At 66.4% G+C, this 15,387-nt stretch carries 14 protein-coding genes, 1 tRNA gene and 1 other RNA gene; 11 read left to right on the top strand and 5 right to left on the bottom strand.

The genetic code is table 11. The features are described 5' to 3' along the window. Positions 1–47: 47 nt before the first annotated feature. From LGY53_RS39955 to LGY53_RS39975, 5 genes are all read left to right on the top strand, one after another. The gene (locus LGY53_RS39955) at positions 48–641 is read left to right on the top strand and encodes a TetR/AcrR family transcriptional regulator (RefSeq protein WP_225731870.1); all 594 of its coding nucleotides are present in this window, start codon (positions 48–50) and stop codon (positions 639–641) included. Between the two features lie 74 nt (positions 642–715). After that, entirely contained in the window at positions 716–1,339 is a 624-nt protein-coding gene (locus tag LGY53_RS39960; protein WP_225731871.1) for a hypothetical protein, read from the top strand. A gap of 299 nt (positions 1,340–1,638) precedes the next feature. Then, positions 1,639–2,010 (top strand): hypothetical protein, encoded by a 372-nt coding sequence (locus LGY53_RS39965; protein ID WP_225731872.1) that lies wholly within the window; start codon positions 1,639–1,641, stop codon positions 2,008–2,010. A gap of 140 nt (positions 2,011–2,150) precedes the next feature. Beyond that, positions 2,151–3,305 carry a radical SAM protein gene (locus LGY53_RS39970; protein WP_225731873.1) on the top strand — a complete coding sequence of 385 codons (1,155 nt, stop codon included), beginning with the start codon at positions 2,151–2,153 and terminating at the stop codon, positions 3,303–3,305. A 33-nt stretch (positions 3,306–3,338) separates the two neighbouring features. Continuing rightward, complete coding sequence (locus tag LGY53_RS39975; RefSeq protein ID WP_225731874.1) at positions 3,339–4,235, top strand: hypothetical protein; 897 nt, start codon at positions 3,339–3,341, stop codon at positions 4,233–4,235. 119 nt (positions 4,236–4,354) lie between these two features. On the opposite strand, the gene LGY53_RS39980 is transcribed toward LGY53_RS39975, so the two are convergent. Beyond that, positions 4,355–5,434, bottom strand: a complete 1,080-nt coding sequence (locus tag LGY53_RS39980; RefSeq protein WP_225731875.1) for an alpha/beta fold hydrolase — start codon at positions 5,432–5,434, stop codon at positions 4,355–4,357. A gap of 97 nt (positions 5,435–5,531) precedes the next feature. On the opposite strand from LGY53_RS39980, the gene LGY53_RS39985 reads away from it, so the two are divergent. Further along, complete coding sequence (locus LGY53_RS39985) at positions 5,532–6,290, top strand: TetR/AcrR family transcriptional regulator (protein WP_225731876.1); 759 nt, start codon at positions 5,532–5,534, stop codon at positions 6,288–6,290. A 111-nt stretch (positions 6,291–6,401) separates the two neighbouring features. Here the strand turns inward: LGY53_RS39985 and LGY53_RS39990 are convergent. Further along, positions 6,402–6,489, bottom strand: a tRNA-Ser gene (locus LGY53_RS39990). 50 nt (positions 6,490–6,539) lie between these two features. Beyond that, on the bottom strand, positions 6,540–7,229 hold the full coding sequence (locus tag LGY53_RS39995; protein WP_225731877.1) for a hypothetical protein: 690 nt from the start codon (positions 7,227–7,229) through the stop codon (positions 6,540–6,542). Between the two features lie 483 nt (positions 7,230–7,712). Between LGY53_RS39995 and ffs the strand changes: the two genes are divergently transcribed. Both ffs and LGY53_RS40005 read left to right on the top strand, forming a co-directional pair. Next, positions 7,713–7,807, top strand: an RNA gene (gene ffs / locus LGY53_RS40000) — signal recognition particle sRNA small type. A 139-nt stretch (positions 7,808–7,946) separates the two neighbouring features. Next, positions 7,947–9,236, top strand: coding sequence for an aminotransferase class I/II-fold pyridoxal phosphate-dependent enzyme (locus tag LGY53_RS40005; RefSeq protein WP_225731878.1), 1,290 nt, complete (start codon positions 7,947–7,949; stop codon positions 9,234–9,236). 60 nt (positions 9,237–9,296) lie between these two features. Here the strand turns inward: LGY53_RS40005 and LGY53_RS40010 are convergent, their stop codons facing one another. Further along, complete coding sequence (locus tag LGY53_RS40010; protein ID WP_225731879.1) at positions 9,297–10,112, bottom strand: methyltransferase domain-containing protein; 816 nt, start codon at positions 10,110–10,112, stop codon at positions 9,297–9,299. A gap of 162 nt (positions 10,113–10,274) precedes the next feature. Here LGY53_RS40010 and LGY53_RS40015 point away from each other — a divergent pair, with 162 nt between their 5' ends. Further along, a complete protein-coding gene (locus LGY53_RS40015; protein ID WP_225731880.1) occupies positions 10,275–10,850 on the top strand; it encodes an HhH-GPD-type base excision DNA repair protein in 576 nt (191 codons plus the stop codon). A gap of 325 nt (positions 10,851–11,175) precedes the next feature. Then, the gene (locus LGY53_RS40020; RefSeq protein WP_225731881.1) at positions 11,176–12,438 is read left to right on the top strand and encodes an ROK family transcriptional regulator; all 1,263 of its coding nucleotides are present in this window, start codon (positions 11,176–11,178) and stop codon (positions 12,436–12,438) included. Positions 12,439–12,492: 54 nt separating this feature from the next. Here LGY53_RS40020 and LGY53_RS40025 read toward each other — a convergent pair whose 3' ends face one another. After that, positions 12,493–14,115: a DUF2207 domain-containing protein gene (locus LGY53_RS40025; RefSeq protein ID WP_225731882.1), complete on the bottom strand. Its 1,623-nt coding sequence runs from the start codon at positions 14,113–14,115 to the stop codon at positions 12,493–12,495. Positions 14,116–14,207: 92 nt separating this feature from the next. On the opposite strand from LGY53_RS40025, the gene LGY53_RS40030 reads away from it, so the two are divergent. Further along, positions 14,208–15,386: a neutral zinc metallopeptidase gene (locus LGY53_RS40030; RefSeq protein ID WP_225731883.1), complete on the top strand. Its 1,179-nt coding sequence runs from the start codon at positions 14,208–14,210 to the stop codon at positions 15,384–15,386. The last annotated feature ends 1 nt before the right edge of the window (position 15,387 follow it).

Below are 15,387 nucleotides of genomic sequence, written 5' to 3' on the forward strand. Positions count from 1 at the left end.
TAAGTCAAGACGATACGTTCCGTCTCGTTTACTGCTAGGGTTCACGCATGGCTGAGTCACCGAGTGCTGCCCGCCGGAGTCAGCGGGCCAGGTCCGCGATCCTGGCGGCCGCGACCGAACTGGTTCACGCGATGCCCTACGCAAAGCTGAGCATCGAGGCCATCGCGGCCAAGGCCGGCGTCGGCAAGCAGACCATCTATCGATGGTGGCCGTCGAAGGGCGCTGTCGTCCTGGACGCGATGCTCGAAACCCATTCGGGCCCAGAAGGTTTGGCGATTCCGGACAGCGGGGACATCCGCGCCGACCTGCGCCTGCTGCTACGCGGAGCCGTCGCCGAACTCACCGGCACCGCGCAGGACGGCTTCTTGCGCGCGATGTACATCGAGATCCAGCAGGACCCGGAAATCGGCCGTTTCTACCGCGAGCGGGTCCTACTGCCGACGCGGGCCGCGATCGCCGCCCGGCTGGCGGCTGCGGTATCGGCCGGACAACTTCGCCCCGACATTGATCCGGAGATCGCGTTGGACCTGCTGCTAGGACCGATGCAATACCGATGGTCACTGGGTCTCGGCGGCTTGACCGCCGAGTACGCGGATGCCGTGCTGACCGCCGCCCTGACCTACCTCGAACCGGCGAATTGAACGGTACCGAAACCGGCGATAGATCAGGGCAATCCCGGATGTGCCCGGCAGCCGGTGCATGCCAGGCTGAACGGGTGATCTCGCCAGACGAGGAGCATCCGGTGGAGGAACGAAAACGGCAGCGAGGAGCGAATTTTCGAGCCTTCGTCGAGGTATATCGCGCAGCGGCGGCCAACGGCCCATCGGCACAGCCGGTTTCGCACGCCGGGTGGCATCCGGCCGCACGGATCATGACCAGCACCGCCGAGGGGTCGGTGCTGGTCTACCACGATTCCGGAGACGAAGGAGAATTGCGCTTCGGCAGGGATACGCGTCCGATGGGCACCATCATGGAGGGAGGGTTTCGCCGGGACTTCACCCGGTGCCCCTTCGCGGTGGTGAGCGTGCGCCCGCACGGAGTCTTGGGCGTGCTCGCCTCGGACGTCGAGAGGCTGGATGTGATCACCGCGGACGGCGCGATCTCGTGCGCCGATATCGTGGCTGGAACCTTCGCTGTGACAATCGATCTCGATCTGCCGTACGAGCGCACGATCCGCCGACTTCGCGACGTGGGCGCGTCGGAGGCGGAGATGGTAGACGTCCTGTTCGGAAGCGATACCCGCGCGGAGGAACGCGCGGCGACGCGGCATCTCGCGGTGCGTGCGTACGACGCGAAGGACGCCCTGGTGTACGAGGGCCCGGTACTCGGCACCGATTAGTCGCGGTCTGGCTGCCTGAGTACAGGTTTCGGCCGACCCACGCGAAAACGCCTCTGACCAAAGGTTTCCGCTTCGGTTAGAGGCGTTTGCCGTGGCGGAGTGCAGGGAGATTCGAACCACTGAGTAGGCGCTGTATCCACCGTGTTCAGAGCAGCGTCCGAATCATATTGCCCTGCACTGGGAATCAAACGCCCGAACCGGATATATCCCCCGATCGTGTCTACAGATGTCCCACCGGATTCATCGAAGTACCCCGGGGCCACCAGTATCGGCGGGACCTCGACCGGAAGGAAATCCGAATGCCACCTTCGCAAAGCCGTCGGGCGGCGGCGATAGCACGCCTGGCCGGGATCGCCGCGACCATGGCCGCGGCACCGGCGATTGCCGCCACCATTGCCGGGCCGGCCGGCGCGGCGGTAGCTCCGGCGCAGCAGAGTGCCGTAATCGGCGCCGCCGCGCAGGATCATCTGTCGACACTGTTCGATCCGAGCACCACAGCACAGCTGACGGCCACTGCGAGCCATGGCCCGCAGCGCGATACGACGGAACCGAATCCGTTCCATCAATTCCATCAGTTCAATCAGGGTCCGTTCCACCAGGGATCGCCATTCGATGAGGACGTTCCGTTCCATCAGTGGATCAACCCATTCGATCAGCTGGTCGAACCGTAACCGGCCGCCGTCGGTCGGGGGCGTCCGCGCGACGCTCGAATAATCCCGCATAACAACATTTCTCACCCCGCCGTCAGCATGCGCAGGTCTGGCGGCGGGTGGGCCCCGTTCGTCACCGTGCAGAAAAAGAGATTGTCCGAATGAATCCGACCAACCGAAATATGCAGATCGTGGTGAAGGTCTCGAAGTTCTGCAATCTGCGATGCAGATACTGCTATGAGTACCCGGACCTGGGTGATCGAGCGGCGATGTCCCGCGCGCAGGTGACCGCCATGTACCGCACTCTGCGGGAGTATTTCGTCGCCGCCGACGAGCGAGATGGCTGCCACACGGGCCTGCACTTCATCTGGCATGGCGGCGAACCGTTGATGCGGCCCGCCGAGTTCTACCGGCAGACGTGGGCCGATCAGCGAGCGATCTTCGATGCGCGGACGCCGGTCCGCAACAGCGTGCAGACCAATCTGGTGATACTGGACGAGGAGCGTCAGCAGCTGCTGGAAGGCTTCGACTCCGTCGGGGTGTCCCTCGATGTGGTGGGCGGACTGCGCGTGAATCTGGCAGGCCGCGACTCACAGGACCGGGTGGCGCGGAACCTGGATCGGCTCGTTGCGGCCGGCGCCCGGGTCGGGTGCATCTCGGTGCTGACCGCGCAGAACATTCACGCCGTTGAACGGATATTCCGATTCTTCGAGCAGCGGCGTCTGCACTTTCGGGTGCTTCCGCTGTTCGACACCCGCGAGCCCGGCCAGACCATGCCGTGCGAAATCAGTCGGGAGCAGGAGCTGTCCGCGCTGGTGCAGCTGGTCGAGTTGTGGATGAGCAGTGAGACCATGCCGCGGCCGCCGGATCCGTTGGACGGTTATGTGCAGATCGCGGCCCGATATCTCGCCGGAGCCCCTGGACCGGATTACTACGACCGCCGCGAATGGCTGCCGGTGGTGCTGGTCAACACCGACGGCTCGTGCTTCACCTACGGCGAACCGTACGGAGACCCGGCATGGTCGATCGGCAATATCTTCACCGAGTCGTTCGCCGACATGCTGGCGGGCCCGGTCTTCGAGCGCTGCGCTGTCGAGGCCGAGCGCCGGGTCGCGCTGAACTGCCTGTCCTGCCCCTTCTTCGACGCCTGCGGCGGGTCGCTGCTGGCCGAGACCGAGTCGTGCGAGCGCGACGAGGACGGTCACGGCACGATGCTGTGCACCGGACGGCCGGTGATCGCCTACATCGCTGAACAACTGCGCGGCCGCGTGCCGGAAACCGTCGAGCGGTGGCGGCTCCAACACAGCACCGCATGACGCGCAACATATTTCGTCGCCCAGGAGCAGGCTATGTCCCTTCATCACCGTATTCCCCACGAACACAACGGACTTCGCCCCGGAATGAAGCTGTTGTGCCCAGTCGGCGCGCAGTTCGCCGACAGGGTCCAGTTGAGCACCGGCGTTCTGCCCGCCGCCGAAACCTCGTTCGCTGATACCTATTCGCGCGGATCCTTCGTGCCCCGCCCGCCGTGGCGGCTACCCAGCTGTCACGAACGCGCTCTCTTGTTCGGAACGCCCGCACCCGCAGCGTTGCCCGGCGAATGGATCGCCGTTTTCCCCGTCCCCGCTCGAGTGCTGGACGCGTTCACCGAACTGCGTGCGGCAGCGGTCCGCGGCAACGAGGCGGCGGTGCGGTCTTCAATAGCCGGACCCGCCGGCCGCATCGGTCTGGTCGAGATGCTCCGCTGGGCCAACACCCTGACAGACCCCGACCGGCCCGAAATAGATGCGCCGCTCCTCTATGGCAAGACGCCCGTCGGCAATCCGACGATGACCACGGGCAGTCACGGTCTCCGGGTCGGTCTGCACGTCGACAGCTGGTACCGGAGCCCCCTGGCGGAACGGGCTGCGGCACCCAACCGTCTCTCCGTCAATCTCGGCCAGCACGACCGCTGCTTACTCTGCGTCAACGCGCCCCTCCATGTCATGGAACAGGTTCTGCGCGAAGGCAATATGCTCGAAGGCGCGGACAACCCGCGATACGCGCTCGGCAAACGATTCATGGAGATGTTCCCTCGCTACCCCGTCACGAAGGTCACCATCCACCCGGGCGAGGCCTACATCGCCCCCACCGAGAACGTGCTCCACGACGGCTACGCCCAACCGCACGGGCAGATAGACCTGCAGTTCAACTGTCGCGGCTACTTCTCGGCTGACCGAGCGCCTTTACTGCCCTGCGGGCCATAGGAATTCAAAAGTATTCGGCCACAACCTCATACTCGGCTCCCATATCCGTGGGTGCGGCTACTCGCCTGTTGGAAGTAGTGAAACGCATTGTGCGGCTTTATATCCGATACGGCTTGTCATCACTGTCGAGCCGGTACATCGGTGACGATCGGACGTACCCGGGTAAGCATCAGGTCGAGGAACTGGTCGGGGTGGCGGAACGAAGCGAAGTGGCTGGCGGCGGAGATGAGGGCGAAGTCCTTGACGGGTGCGGTGATGTCCTCGTGTAGCGCGCGGGCGGGCTGAGGCGGAGTGAGGACGTCGCCGTCGCCCTGGAAGATGAACATCGGCAGGTGGAAACGGGTGCCCTCGGCCCATTCGTCGATGGTTGCGGCCTGGCCGCCGAGTTGTTCGGAAAAGGTCATGCCTTTCATGTACTGCCGTAGTCCGCGCAGGGAGTGCTCGGGTGAGAACCACAGCGAGCGGATGACGACGGTTTTCATGGTGTCGTAGGACAGTGGGTCGCTGGTGAGGACGAACTTGTTGTATTGCGACCATTGCTTGTCGGTCCAGGCGGATTTGTCGGGACCCATCGCGGTGGCCTCGGCCAGCTCTTTCTTCTTACCCGCCTGCTCCAGCCGCTGCAGCATCGCGTAGTAGGCCGAGCGTTCGCGGCCACCGGCATTGACGTTCTGGTCGGTGCCGACGTACGCGGAGAACAGCTGTGGGTGGTTGCGAGCCAGGCGCAGACCGATATTGGTGCCGAAGGAGTTGGCGACCAGCAGCAGTTCGGCGACGCCGAGCCGGGTGCGGATGTGCTCGGTGACCTCGAGCGCATCCTGGTAGACCCGATCGAGAGTCATCTCGCCCTGGGCTTGCGGGGCGGCGGCGAAGGTCTTGCCCGCGCCGCGCATATCCCATCGCACGATCGTGAAGTGCCGCTCCCAGGTCCGGGTGCGCGGCATGAATACGAGGTTCGAGGCGCCGGGGCCACCGTGGATCTCCAGCACGACCGGGTTGCGCAGGTCCTCGCCTCGGATCGAAACCCACTGGTCGATGCCGCCGATACGCATGAAACCGGACTCGTCGATGCCGTTGGGGGTGTCGATCCGCAGCAGCTTGCCATTTTTGCTGCGCTTGATCTGCCGATACCCGAGCAGTCCCGCTGCGGGTGCGGCGAGAACGGTGGCAGTCGAGGCGGCGATGACGGTGCCGAGCATTGCTTGTCTCCTAAACTGTTTATGCCGTAATCGGCGAGGTTTAAGGTATATACAGTTGTGGGAGGTGTCAACAGGACGCTTGACAAGGAGGATGGCGATGGCCGGGACCGCCGCGGACCGAGAGGGTCGGCAGCGCAAGGACAAGCCCCGTGATCTGCGCGTCAGTGTCGCGCTGCTATGGGGTGAGCAGGATCAGCCGACCCGTGGGCCCAAGCCCAGTCTTACTCCCGCGCGCATCGCCGAGGCTGCGGTGACGATCGCGGATGCGGAAGGGCTGGACGCGGTTTCGATGAACCGGGTGGCCGGTGAGTTCGGGGTGTCCGGGATGGCGTTGTATCGCTATGTGCCAGGCAAGTCCGAGCTGATCGAGTTGATGGTCGAGTCGGTCCTCGCCGACCGACCCGATCTGTCCGGTGCGGGCGACGGTTGGCGCCCTCAGCTCGAGGAATGGGCGCGGCGGTCCAGCGACATCTATCGGGCACATCCGTGGCTGCTGGCGGCCACGGCGCTGCGACGTCAGGTCATGGGCCCGGCTCAATTGGGTTGGCTCGACGCGGCTCTCGCGGCCCTGGAACCGACCGGGCTGACCGCCGCGCAGCGGCATCACGTCGTCCTGCTGCTGATCGCCCTGGTGCGCAATATCGCCCAGCAGTGGGTTGATTTCGACGCCGAGCACGATCAGGAATGGCTGTGGTTGACCGGCGACATCCTCGACCGCCACGCCGCCCGTTTCCCGGCCCTGAGCCGGGCGATCGAAGGGGGTGCGTTCGACTCGGCGACGATCGACCCGCTCGACTTCGGTCTGGCTCGGCTCCTCGACGGCGTCGAGATGCTGACCGACGAGTCGAAGAGCTAGTCAGACCAAAAATGCTCTCGCACAGGCCTTTTGGTTAAAATCTGGATGGATAGGATTGAACGAAAAACGCCTCTGATCGGTCAATAATGACCGATCAGAGGCGTTTTGCCGTGGCGGAGGATAGGGGATTTGAACCCCTGAGGGCGTTAACCCAACCCGCGTTCCAGGCGAGCGCCATAGGCCACTAGGCGAATCCTCCGTGGAGGAGCATACCGTCTCACCCCGCCGGAGGTAAAAACGCCCCTGCCGCTACGGGGTACCCGCTTGGGCGCCGAGCGCGCCCGCCAGCAGGATGCCGCCGATGAGCAGGGATGCGCCGCCGAAGACGATGGTGCCGGCGATGGCGCCCGCGGCCGCTCCCGCGACGCCGGTGACGATGCAGCCGCCGAGGAAACCGGGGATGGTCAGGGCGCCGAACGATACGGCCGTACCCGCCAGCGCGACAACGACGCCGCCGATCAGGCAGCCGAGGCTGGCGCCGACGATGGTGCCGATGATCGTGCCGAGCGCGGTGCCGATGCTGAGGATGGTGGAGAAGTTCGACAGCGCGGTGTTGAAGCCGGGCGACTGCGGATCGAGCGCGGTCGGATGCAGCAGTTGTCCTGCGGCGCCGGGCGCGGGCACGGCGGCGGCCGGATCGGTGTTCGGGGTGAGGGTGGCCCGGTTGCCGTCGATGCTGGCGGCGATCGGCCAGGTCTTGTCGTCGCGGGTGTAGGAGAGGGGCAGTCCGACGACGATGCGGCCCGCGTTGTCGACCACATCCAGTTTGCCGTCGGCGATCTGGAGGGTGCCCGAGTCGGTGGTGAGCACGGCCGAATCACCTGCCCGGTCCACGGTGTAGTTGATGGCGGGCCCGGGGTCGGCCGTTGCCGTCGCCATCGAGTTCAGCACCACCGCGACGGCACCCACGGTGATGATGGCGAAGTTGAGGCTCTTCATCCTTTAAGTCCTTCTCCTCGCCGGGGTTTGCTGCCGACGGAGGGGTATACATTCGCGCGCAGGGACAAAGCGCGAATACTGGGATCCTGTTTTATGGAGTGGAATGTTGACCATCATCAGGAGGCGCAGACTGAAATCCTGCGAAGGCACCGGTTGAGCCGGGCGAAATGGACATTAGACCAGGTAGATGGCGGTCGCAACGGGTGCCGAGTCACCTCGCGAACACAATGCGCGAAAGGCGCGTGAACGGTCGCCTGGGTGCGCATCCGAAATTCGCCGAAATAACTTGCTGGATGCGCGATTTCGAGTCGAAAAAGTGATAGGTAATGTCGAATTAACGCTAACGAACCAATGTTGTGGTGTCGGAACTCACATCGAATCGTCGGGGCCTCCGGAACAGAACCGGGCGAATCGGCACCCGAGGAACGTCATCGGGATGTGACCCCCGCGATCCGTACCGATCGGACAGTCGCTACACTGGCCGACGGATCCAGCGCGGCGCGCATCCTGTGAACCCCCCCAGGGCCGGAAGGCAGCAAGGGTCAACGGGCTCTGCCGGGTGCGCTGGGTCCCCTTCTATTTATTGCCTCCTATTCAGAGCAACTGCCGGGTACCGTGATGGCGGTCCGCCGACGCGCTCGGACGGACCTGGCCCGGCCGCCACGCTCGGCCCGGCCGCTCCCGCAACTAATAAGCTGCTTCGAAAGGCTGCCAACAATGCCCCGGCAAACGCAGATCGGTTTGATGAGCCATGCGGAGCTCGTGTCCGAACACGAGACGCAGAGTGCGAATTACGCGACGCTCAAGACCGAAAAGCTCACGCTGGATCTCACCCGCGGCAAGCCCGCGCCGGAGCAACTGGATCTGTCCGCCGGCCTGCTCACCCTGCCCGGTGCGGACGATTTCCGCGACGCCGCCGGCACCGACCTGCGCAACTACGGCGGCCAGCAGGGCCTGCCCGAACTGCGTGCCATCTTCGGCGAACTGCTCGGCATCCCGGCGTCGAACCTGTTGGCGGGCAACAACTCCAGCCTCGAGCTGATGTACGACGTGGTCAGCTTCGCCATGCTCTTCGGCACCCCGGATTCGGCGCGCCGCTGGGCGGATGAGCCCGCGCTGAAGTTCCTGTGCCCGAGCCCCGGCTACGACCGGCACTTCACGATCACCGAGGGCCTCGGCTTCGAGATGATCCCGATCCCGGTCCGCCACGACGGCCCCGACGTGCACGCCATCGCCGAGCTGGTGGCGAACGATCCGGCGGTCAAGGGCATCTGGCTGGTGCCGAACTACTCCAACCCGACCGGCGTCACCTTCTCCGAAGACGTGGTCCGGGAACTGGTTTCGATGCGGACGGCCGCGCCCGACTTCCGTCTGCTCTGGGACAACGCATACGCGGTGCACCCGCTCACCGACACCGCCGACCCGGTGCTCGACGTGCTCGGGCTGGCGGCCGCGGCCGGAAACCCGAACCGGCCCATCGTTTTCGCCTCCACCTCGAAGATCACCTTCCCCGGTGCGGGCGTCAGCTTCCTCGGCGGTTCCACCGCGAACATCGACTGGTACCTGAAGCTCGCCGCGCGCAAGAGCATCGGCCCGGACAAGCTGAACCAGCTGCGGCATCTGCGCTTCTTCCGGGACGCCGACGGCGTGCGCGCGCATATGCAGAAGCACCGCGCCATCCTGGAGCCGAAATTCAAACTGGTGCAGCGGATTCTGGAGGATCGGCTGGGCGCGTCCAAGGTCGCGTCCTGGACCGAGCCGAAGGGCGGCTACTTCATCAGCCTCGATGTGCTGGAGGGCACCGCCAAGCGGGTGATCGAGCTGGCCAAGGACGCCGGAATCGCCATCACCCCGGCTGGTTCCACCTTCCCGTACCGGAATGATCCGGAGGACAAGAACATTCGCATCGCACCGACCTTCCCGCAGCTGCCGGAGCTGGAAAAGGCGATGGACGGCTTGGCGACCTGCGTGCTGCTCGCCGCTACCGAAAAGCTGCTCGCCAAGTAATTTCACTGCGGCACAGACGAATTGGGCCCCGGTTTTCGACCGGGGCCCAATCCCCGTAGCTCAGTTGGGTTTGTGTGCGAGCACGGCGAACATCGTCACCGACAGGTGGGCGTCGCCGGTGGCCGCGCCGCGCGCCAACTCCGTGAGCAGCAGATCGCGCTGGGCCTCGGTGATGGAACCGCGCGCCACCGCCATCTCCGCGATGCGGGTGACCAGTGCACCGGCGCCGACGCTGCGATCCTGCACCAGCGCATGCGAGCCGATGTCGTCGACCACCAGGCCCGCCTGCGTGAGCAGTCCGGGTAGGCGGCGGCCGGAGAACGGGTTGGTGGTGGCCGACACCAGCGTGTCGATCACCTCGCGCACCACCGGACGCTCACCCGGATGCACGATCGCCGTGCCCCAGTCCACATCGACGACGACCGCCCGGCCGCCGGGACGCAGCACCCTGGCGATCTCGTTGGCCGCCCGGGTCGGCGCGGTCAGATGCTGGAAGACCCGCTCGCACAGCGCGGCGTCGAAACTGTCGGGGCCGAACGGCAGACCGTACGCGTCGCCGGAATGGAATTTGGCCCGCGAACCGGCCTGCGCGGCCCGTCGTTCGGCGGCGGCCAACAGATTCGGGTCGGGTTCCACACCGACCGCGGTGCCGGTGGGACCGACCGCATCGGCGAAGGCCATGACCTCCGAACCGGTGCCGGAACCGATATCCACCGCGCTCTCGCCGGGCCGCAGGGCGAGGGCCTCGTGGGCCCAGTTCCGCAGCCGCCGGATCCCGGGCAGCGCCGCCTGGAGATCGCGCACGTCGACCAGTTGATCCTGGCCCGCGCTGTCGAAACGATCCGGGCGCAGCCCGTATGTCGTCGTCTGAGGCATGGCGTGAGCCTACGCGGGGCCGTACCGGCCCGCACGGCAGGTCTGTGATGTCGATCACGATTGCCGCAATTGACCCATCCGGATGGGCTGCGCCACATGAGGGACCGGAATGAGATGATCTGAGCGGTCCAGAAATCGGCTGCCGCACAAGGAGGATCGGCGATGACCCGGAAGCTGTGCCTCGCCCAGGAGCCCGAGGCCGACAAACTGCTGTCGGAGGATCCGTTCGCGCTGCTCACCGGCATGCTGCTGGACCAGCAGTTCCCGCTCGAACACGCCTTCCGCGGGCCGAAGAAGCTCGCCGACCGGATGAACGGATTCGATATCCGCCGCATCGCCGAGGCCGATCCGGCGGAATTCGAGGAGTTGGCCGCCACCCCGCCCGCGATCCACCGATACGGCCGATCGATGGGCAGGCGAACGCAGGAGCTGGCCCGGTACGTCGTCGAACACTACGACGGCAAGACCGAGCAGATCTGGACCAAGGGCGACCCGGACGGCAAAGAGGTGCTGCGGCGGTTGAAGGAGCTGCCGGGGTACGGGGATCAGAAGGCGCGAATCTTCCTGGCCCTGCTCGGGAAACAGCTCGGCGTCACCCCTAAGGGCTGGGAGAAGGCCGCGGGGGCGTATTCGGAGCAGAATTCGCGGCGTTCGGCGGCCGATATCGTCGACAACGAAACCCTGCTCGAGGTGCGGGCGTTCAAGAAGCAGCTGAAGGCCGCGGCGAAGAAGGGCTGACCCTCCCGACCGGATGCGGCTATTGGCCTACCTGGGACGCACCCCTATTCACCAGCGCGAATGCTGTGGTCTGTGGCACCGGCTCGGCCGGGAGCTTGGTACGTCCTATGTTTCGATGTTAGTTTCACTCTTATGAATTCCAGCCGTCCTACCGCCCCGCGGGTCACCTATGTGACCGCCGCGCTGGGCCTGCGGCTGCCGCTGGCACGCGTGCTGTGTCGTCCTTGCACCCGCAGCTGAGCCGTTTTCGCGACTCGTTTGCTGCCTCGCCGCCCGTGTAGGCACGTCCCGTCCGGGTTACGGGACTTCAGCAAGGATTCCACAAATGTCGCTACCTACCCTCGAGCGTTCCGTTCCCAGAGGTTCGACGGCTACCCGGGTGCGGGTCGCGCGTCCGGTCGTCGCACCCGAACTGCGTATTGCCGACAATCCGGCGGCCGCCGTGCTGCGGGCCGCGACCGGCGGTCCGGTCTCGCGCGACAATGCCGCGCGCACAACGGGTTTGAGCATTGCCACGGTCAACCGTCAGGTCTCCGCACTACTCGCCGCTGGACTGCTGCGCGAACGTCCCGATCTCACGGCGGCGGGCGCGGTCGGCCGCCCGCGGGTGCCCTTCGAGATCGATCACGAGGGATACCTGACCCTCGGCATCCATATCGGCGCGGTCTCCACCAAGATCGTCGCCGCCGATCTGCGCGGCCGCATCCTCGGCGGGCTCGCCATCGCGACCCCGCAGACCGGGCAGGATTTCGCCACCAACACCGTCGCCCGCAGCGCCAAGGCATTCCTGCAACGATGGCATCGCCGCAAACCGCTGTGGGCCGGCGTCGCCGTCGGCGGCCGGGTCGATCCGTCGACCGGTGTCGTCGAGCATCCGAAGCTGCAGTGGCAGGGCGCGCCGATCGGCGCGGTGCTCGGTGAGGTGTTGGAGCTGCCGGTTTCGGTGGCGCCGCACGTCGAGGCCATGGCCGCCGCCGAACTGCTGCTGCCCACCGGCGAACCGCGCGACCGCAATCACGAGCGCGGCAGCAGCCTCTTCTTCTACGTCCGCGAAACCGCCGGCATCGCGGTGACATTGGACGGTCGCGTGCACACGCCGAACAACGGCCCCGGTTCGATCGCGCACCTGCCGACCGGATCCGATGTGGACTGCACCTGCGGCAGGCGCGGCTGCCTGGAGGTCACCGTCGGTGACCGGGCGCTGCACGCCAGGGCCGTCGGCCGCGGAATCATCCCGGCGCACAACGGAACCGCGGGCTCGACCATCGCCGACCTGTACCGGGCCGCCGAGGCCGGTTCCGAGCCGGCACGGGAACTGCTCGCCGAGCGCGCGACGATTCTCGGACACACCGTCGCCATGGTGCGCGACATGCTCAATCCCGACCGGGTGATCCTCGGCGGGCAGGCGTTCAACGGATACCGGCCCGCGGTCGCGCACGTCGCGCGGGCATTCAATCAGGGATCGTCGTTGCCGCCCACCGACATTCGGATCAGCGGCTTCGGCGGGAAGGTGCAGGAGTTCGCCGCGGTCGTGACGTCGCTGAGCGCGCTCTACGCGGATCCGCTCACGGCGATGCGGCGGCTCTGAGCTCACCGACGGGACAGGGTTTTTCGCCGCGACCCTGTCCCGCTCGGTGCCCGCCTATCGCTTCTCGTCCGCGAACAGACCTTCCAATGCCGTTATGAAATAAGGGAATTGGCTGCCGAAGCGCTGTAGGTTCGGATCGCGTTCGAAGCCGCCGAACCAGTACAGGCCCGGCTGCGGCGCCGCGGCCGGATTCAGGTCGCGGAAGGTGCGAATCCAGTTGTCGGCGCGCCCGCCGAGCAGGGTGAACGGCAGCGCCCTCGAGAAGACCAGTTCCTGATCGGCCGGTGGAATCTGTTCGCGCCGAACGTTTTCCAGCCCGCGCTGCAACCCGCGCAGCCGCGCCGTCACCGCGCGGCCCTGCGCGGTGCGGCCGGGAAGATAGCGCGGCAGCAGCAGTACCGCGATACCGGCCAACGCGATCGCGACACCGACCAGTGCGTGTCCCGACGTCATCGCGAGCGCGACGGTGGCGACGATGCCCGCCGCGATCAGCGCGCCGCCCAACCACATCGGCGGGCCGGGCTTGCGGCGGTCGACGAAGTTGCCGGTGGTGACGGCGTCGGCGATCAGCGCGTCGCGCACGGCATCCGCCGGAATCCGTCCCGGCGCGCGCAGCTCACCGAGGGTGACCGAATCGGTGCCGTCCGGCAGCAACGCCAGGTAGACGGCCTTCTCGTAATCGCGCAGCTGATCATCGGGCTGGTTGATTCGCGTTATCCGCCAATCGGTTTCGCTGATCGGGCCGATCCAGATGTAGCGGCGCACCGCGAGATCCACCACGGTCGCCGCGATATCGACGGGGTCGGCGTGCTCGTCGAGCAGCAGGCCCGCCTCGCCGGGCAGCAGGCCGTCGGGCGAGGCGAAGCGCATCCGGTCGCCCTCGGTCAGCAGCGGGTCGACCACCTCGGAACCGCTTCCGGCGGCGGCATTTTGGCGTCGCGACCAGAATACGAAGCCGAGCAGGCCCGCCAGCGCGACGAGCAGAACGCCGAATGCGACGAGCGCGGGCGCGGTCAACGCGAACGCACCAGTATTGCGGGTGTCGCGGATATCGGCGTTGGCGGGAACGGTGCCGGGCGGCAGCTGCACGGTCAGATCGATCGCATCGCCCTTGTGCAGGCCCGACTGCTCCAGATACAGCGTGCCGTCGACCTCGGTGTGCACATTCCCGCAGTCCCTTGCGTTTCCGGGCGGGCCGAGCTTGCAGTCGACGATCGCGATCCGGTAGTCGGGGCTGAGCAGGCTGGCCTGGATCGAGGCGATATCGGTGCCGATCACCCCGAGGTAGCGGAACAGCTGGCTGCCCGGTTCGTCGGCGACCGTGTTGTGCACCGCGTAGGTGAACGTCGACTCGCCCGGTTTCGCCTCGACGGTGAACTGGTCGTTGGCCACCGTCGCGGTGCCGGGGCCCTTGGTATCGATATCGGTGACCTTGAAGATCCGCTCGGTATCACCGTTCAGCGCGATCCGCAGCGGTAGCGACATCCGGAAGTCGCGGCCGTCCGGCACGGACACCGTCTCGATAACCTGCAGCACACCCTGTTTGTCCAGTGTCAGATCGGCTTTCAGACCGATGCCGTCCGGCGCGGGCTGGCCGTGCGCCATCGGCGCAGCGGCAGCCAATCCCGCGGTGGCAAGCGCAAGCGCCCCGGCGGCAGCCCCCCGAAATGTCAGCATGGCTGCCTACTTTAGACAGCTTGCTATCCTGCGTCAGCGGCTAGCATGCGCAGCCGGGCCAGCGACCACAGGAGACGAGGGGGTACGGGGTCGTGACACAACCACCGTACGGGCACGGCCCGGTACCGCCGGGCGGGCGTCCGGTACCGCCGCCTCCTCCCGGGTATGGCAAGCCGTACGGTCCGCCGCCCGGAAATGCGCCGCGGCCCGGGTATCCGCCGGGGTATCCCGGCCGTCCCGGTGCGCCGCAGCCCGGATACGGGCCGGGTTACGGTGGGCCGCAAGGCTTTCCGCCTGGGCAAGGGTTCGCGCCCGGTTATCCGCCGGGCTATGGCGGTGCGCCGGGTCATCGTCCGCCGCCCATGCCGTACGGGCCGCCCGGACATCCCGGCTATCAGCCGCCGCGCCGGTCGCGCGGCGGGGGTTGGCTGGCGCTGCTGCTCGTCGTCATATTCCTGGTGGTCGGTGCGGTGGTGCGCAACGCCGTGGTGACCGGGCGGCACACCACCTCGGCCGGTCCGTCCTCGGTCGCGCCGATCCAGGACACGCCGTCGGGTCCCGCGGAGACGGCGACCAACCCGCTGCTCACCGACACCGAAGCCACGCTGCTACCCGCCAAGTGCGCGTACACGCCGTGGGGCACTCAGGTGGATACCGCGCGAAAATTCTTCGAGACGGCCGCCGACTGCCTGGCGGCGGCGTGGAAACCGGTGCTGGCGAAGAAGAATCTGCCGTTCCAGCCGCCGAATCTGAACGTCAGCGCGTCCACCGCGGGCATAACCACCCCATGCACCGGATCGAGCAGCAATTTCGCCGCCTTCTACTGCCCGGCGAACAAGACCATCTACCTGCCGATCAGCCAGCTGCAGACCGAGATCTTCAAGGACCACTGGGAGATATACCTCTCGGTTTTCGCGCACGAGTTCGGCCACCACGTGCAGGCCGTGGCGGGAATTCTGAAGCGGGCCAACAGTGAGCGGGTCGACGCGGGTGTCCGCAGCGATAGGGGCCTGGAGCTGTCGCGCCGAATCGAATTGCAGGCCAACTGCTTCGACGGCATGTACCTGTCATCGTCCTCGGGCGGCGGATCGCTGACCCAGACCCAGATCGGCCTGACCCGCCGCGACGCGTACGCCCGCGGCGACCAGCCCGGCGATATGCGCGATCACGGCACCTCGCAGCACGGCGGTCAGTGGTTCGAGACCGGTCTCGACAAAAACCGTGCGGCCCAGTGCAATACGTTCACCGCGTCGTCCAGCCAGGTCAGCTGAT

The organism is Nocardia sp. JCM 34519.1 (assembly GCF_020361265.1).
Lineage (GTDB): Bacteria > Actinomycetota > Actinomycetes > Mycobacteriales > Mycobacteriaceae > Nocardia > Nocardia arthritidis_A.

Excerpts from the sequence above, each read along its gene's own strand:
- LGY53_RS39955 (WP_225731870.1), top strand. The coding sequence starts at position 48 with ATGGCTGAGTCACCGAGTGCTGCCCGCCGGAGTCAGCGGGCCAGGTCC.
- LGY53_RS39965 (WP_225731872.1), top strand. The coding sequence starts at position 1,639 with ATGCCACCTTCGCAAAGCCGTCGGGCGGCGGCGATAGCACGCCTGGCC.
- LGY53_RS39970 (WP_225731873.1), top strand. The coding sequence starts at position 2,151 with ATGAATCCGACCAACCGAAATATGCAGATCGTGGTGAAGGTCTCGAAG.
- LGY53_RS39975 (WP_225731874.1), top strand. The coding sequence starts at position 3,339 with ATGTCCCTTCATCACCGTATTCCCCACGAACACAACGGACTTCGCCCC.
- LGY53_RS39980 (WP_225731875.1), bottom strand. The coding sequence starts at position 5,434 with ATGCTCGGCACCGTCATCGCCGCCTCGACTGCCACCGTTCTCGCCGCA.
- LGY53_RS39985 (WP_225731876.1), top strand. The coding sequence starts at position 5,532 with ATGGCCGGGACCGCCGCGGACCGAGAGGGTCGGCAGCGCAAGGACAAG.
- LGY53_RS39995 (WP_225731877.1), bottom strand. The coding sequence starts at position 7,229 with ATGAAGAGCCTCAACTTCGCCATCATCACCGTGGGTGCCGTCGCGGTG.
- LGY53_RS40005 (WP_225731878.1), top strand. The coding sequence starts at position 7,947 with ATGCCCCGGCAAACGCAGATCGGTTTGATGAGCCATGCGGAGCTCGTG.
- LGY53_RS40010 (WP_225731879.1), bottom strand. The coding sequence starts at position 10,112 with ATGCCTCAGACGACGACATACGGGCTGCGCCCGGATCGTTTCGACAGC.
- LGY53_RS40015 (WP_225731880.1), top strand. The coding sequence starts at position 10,275 with ATGACCCGGAAGCTGTGCCTCGCCCAGGAGCCCGAGGCCGACAAACTG.
- LGY53_RS40020 (WP_225731881.1), top strand. The coding sequence starts at position 11,176 with ATGTCGCTACCTACCCTCGAGCGTTCCGTTCCCAGAGGTTCGACGGCT.
- LGY53_RS40025 (WP_225731882.1), bottom strand. The coding sequence starts at position 14,115 with ATGCTGACATTTCGGGGGGCTGCCGCCGGGGCGCTTGCGCTTGCCACC.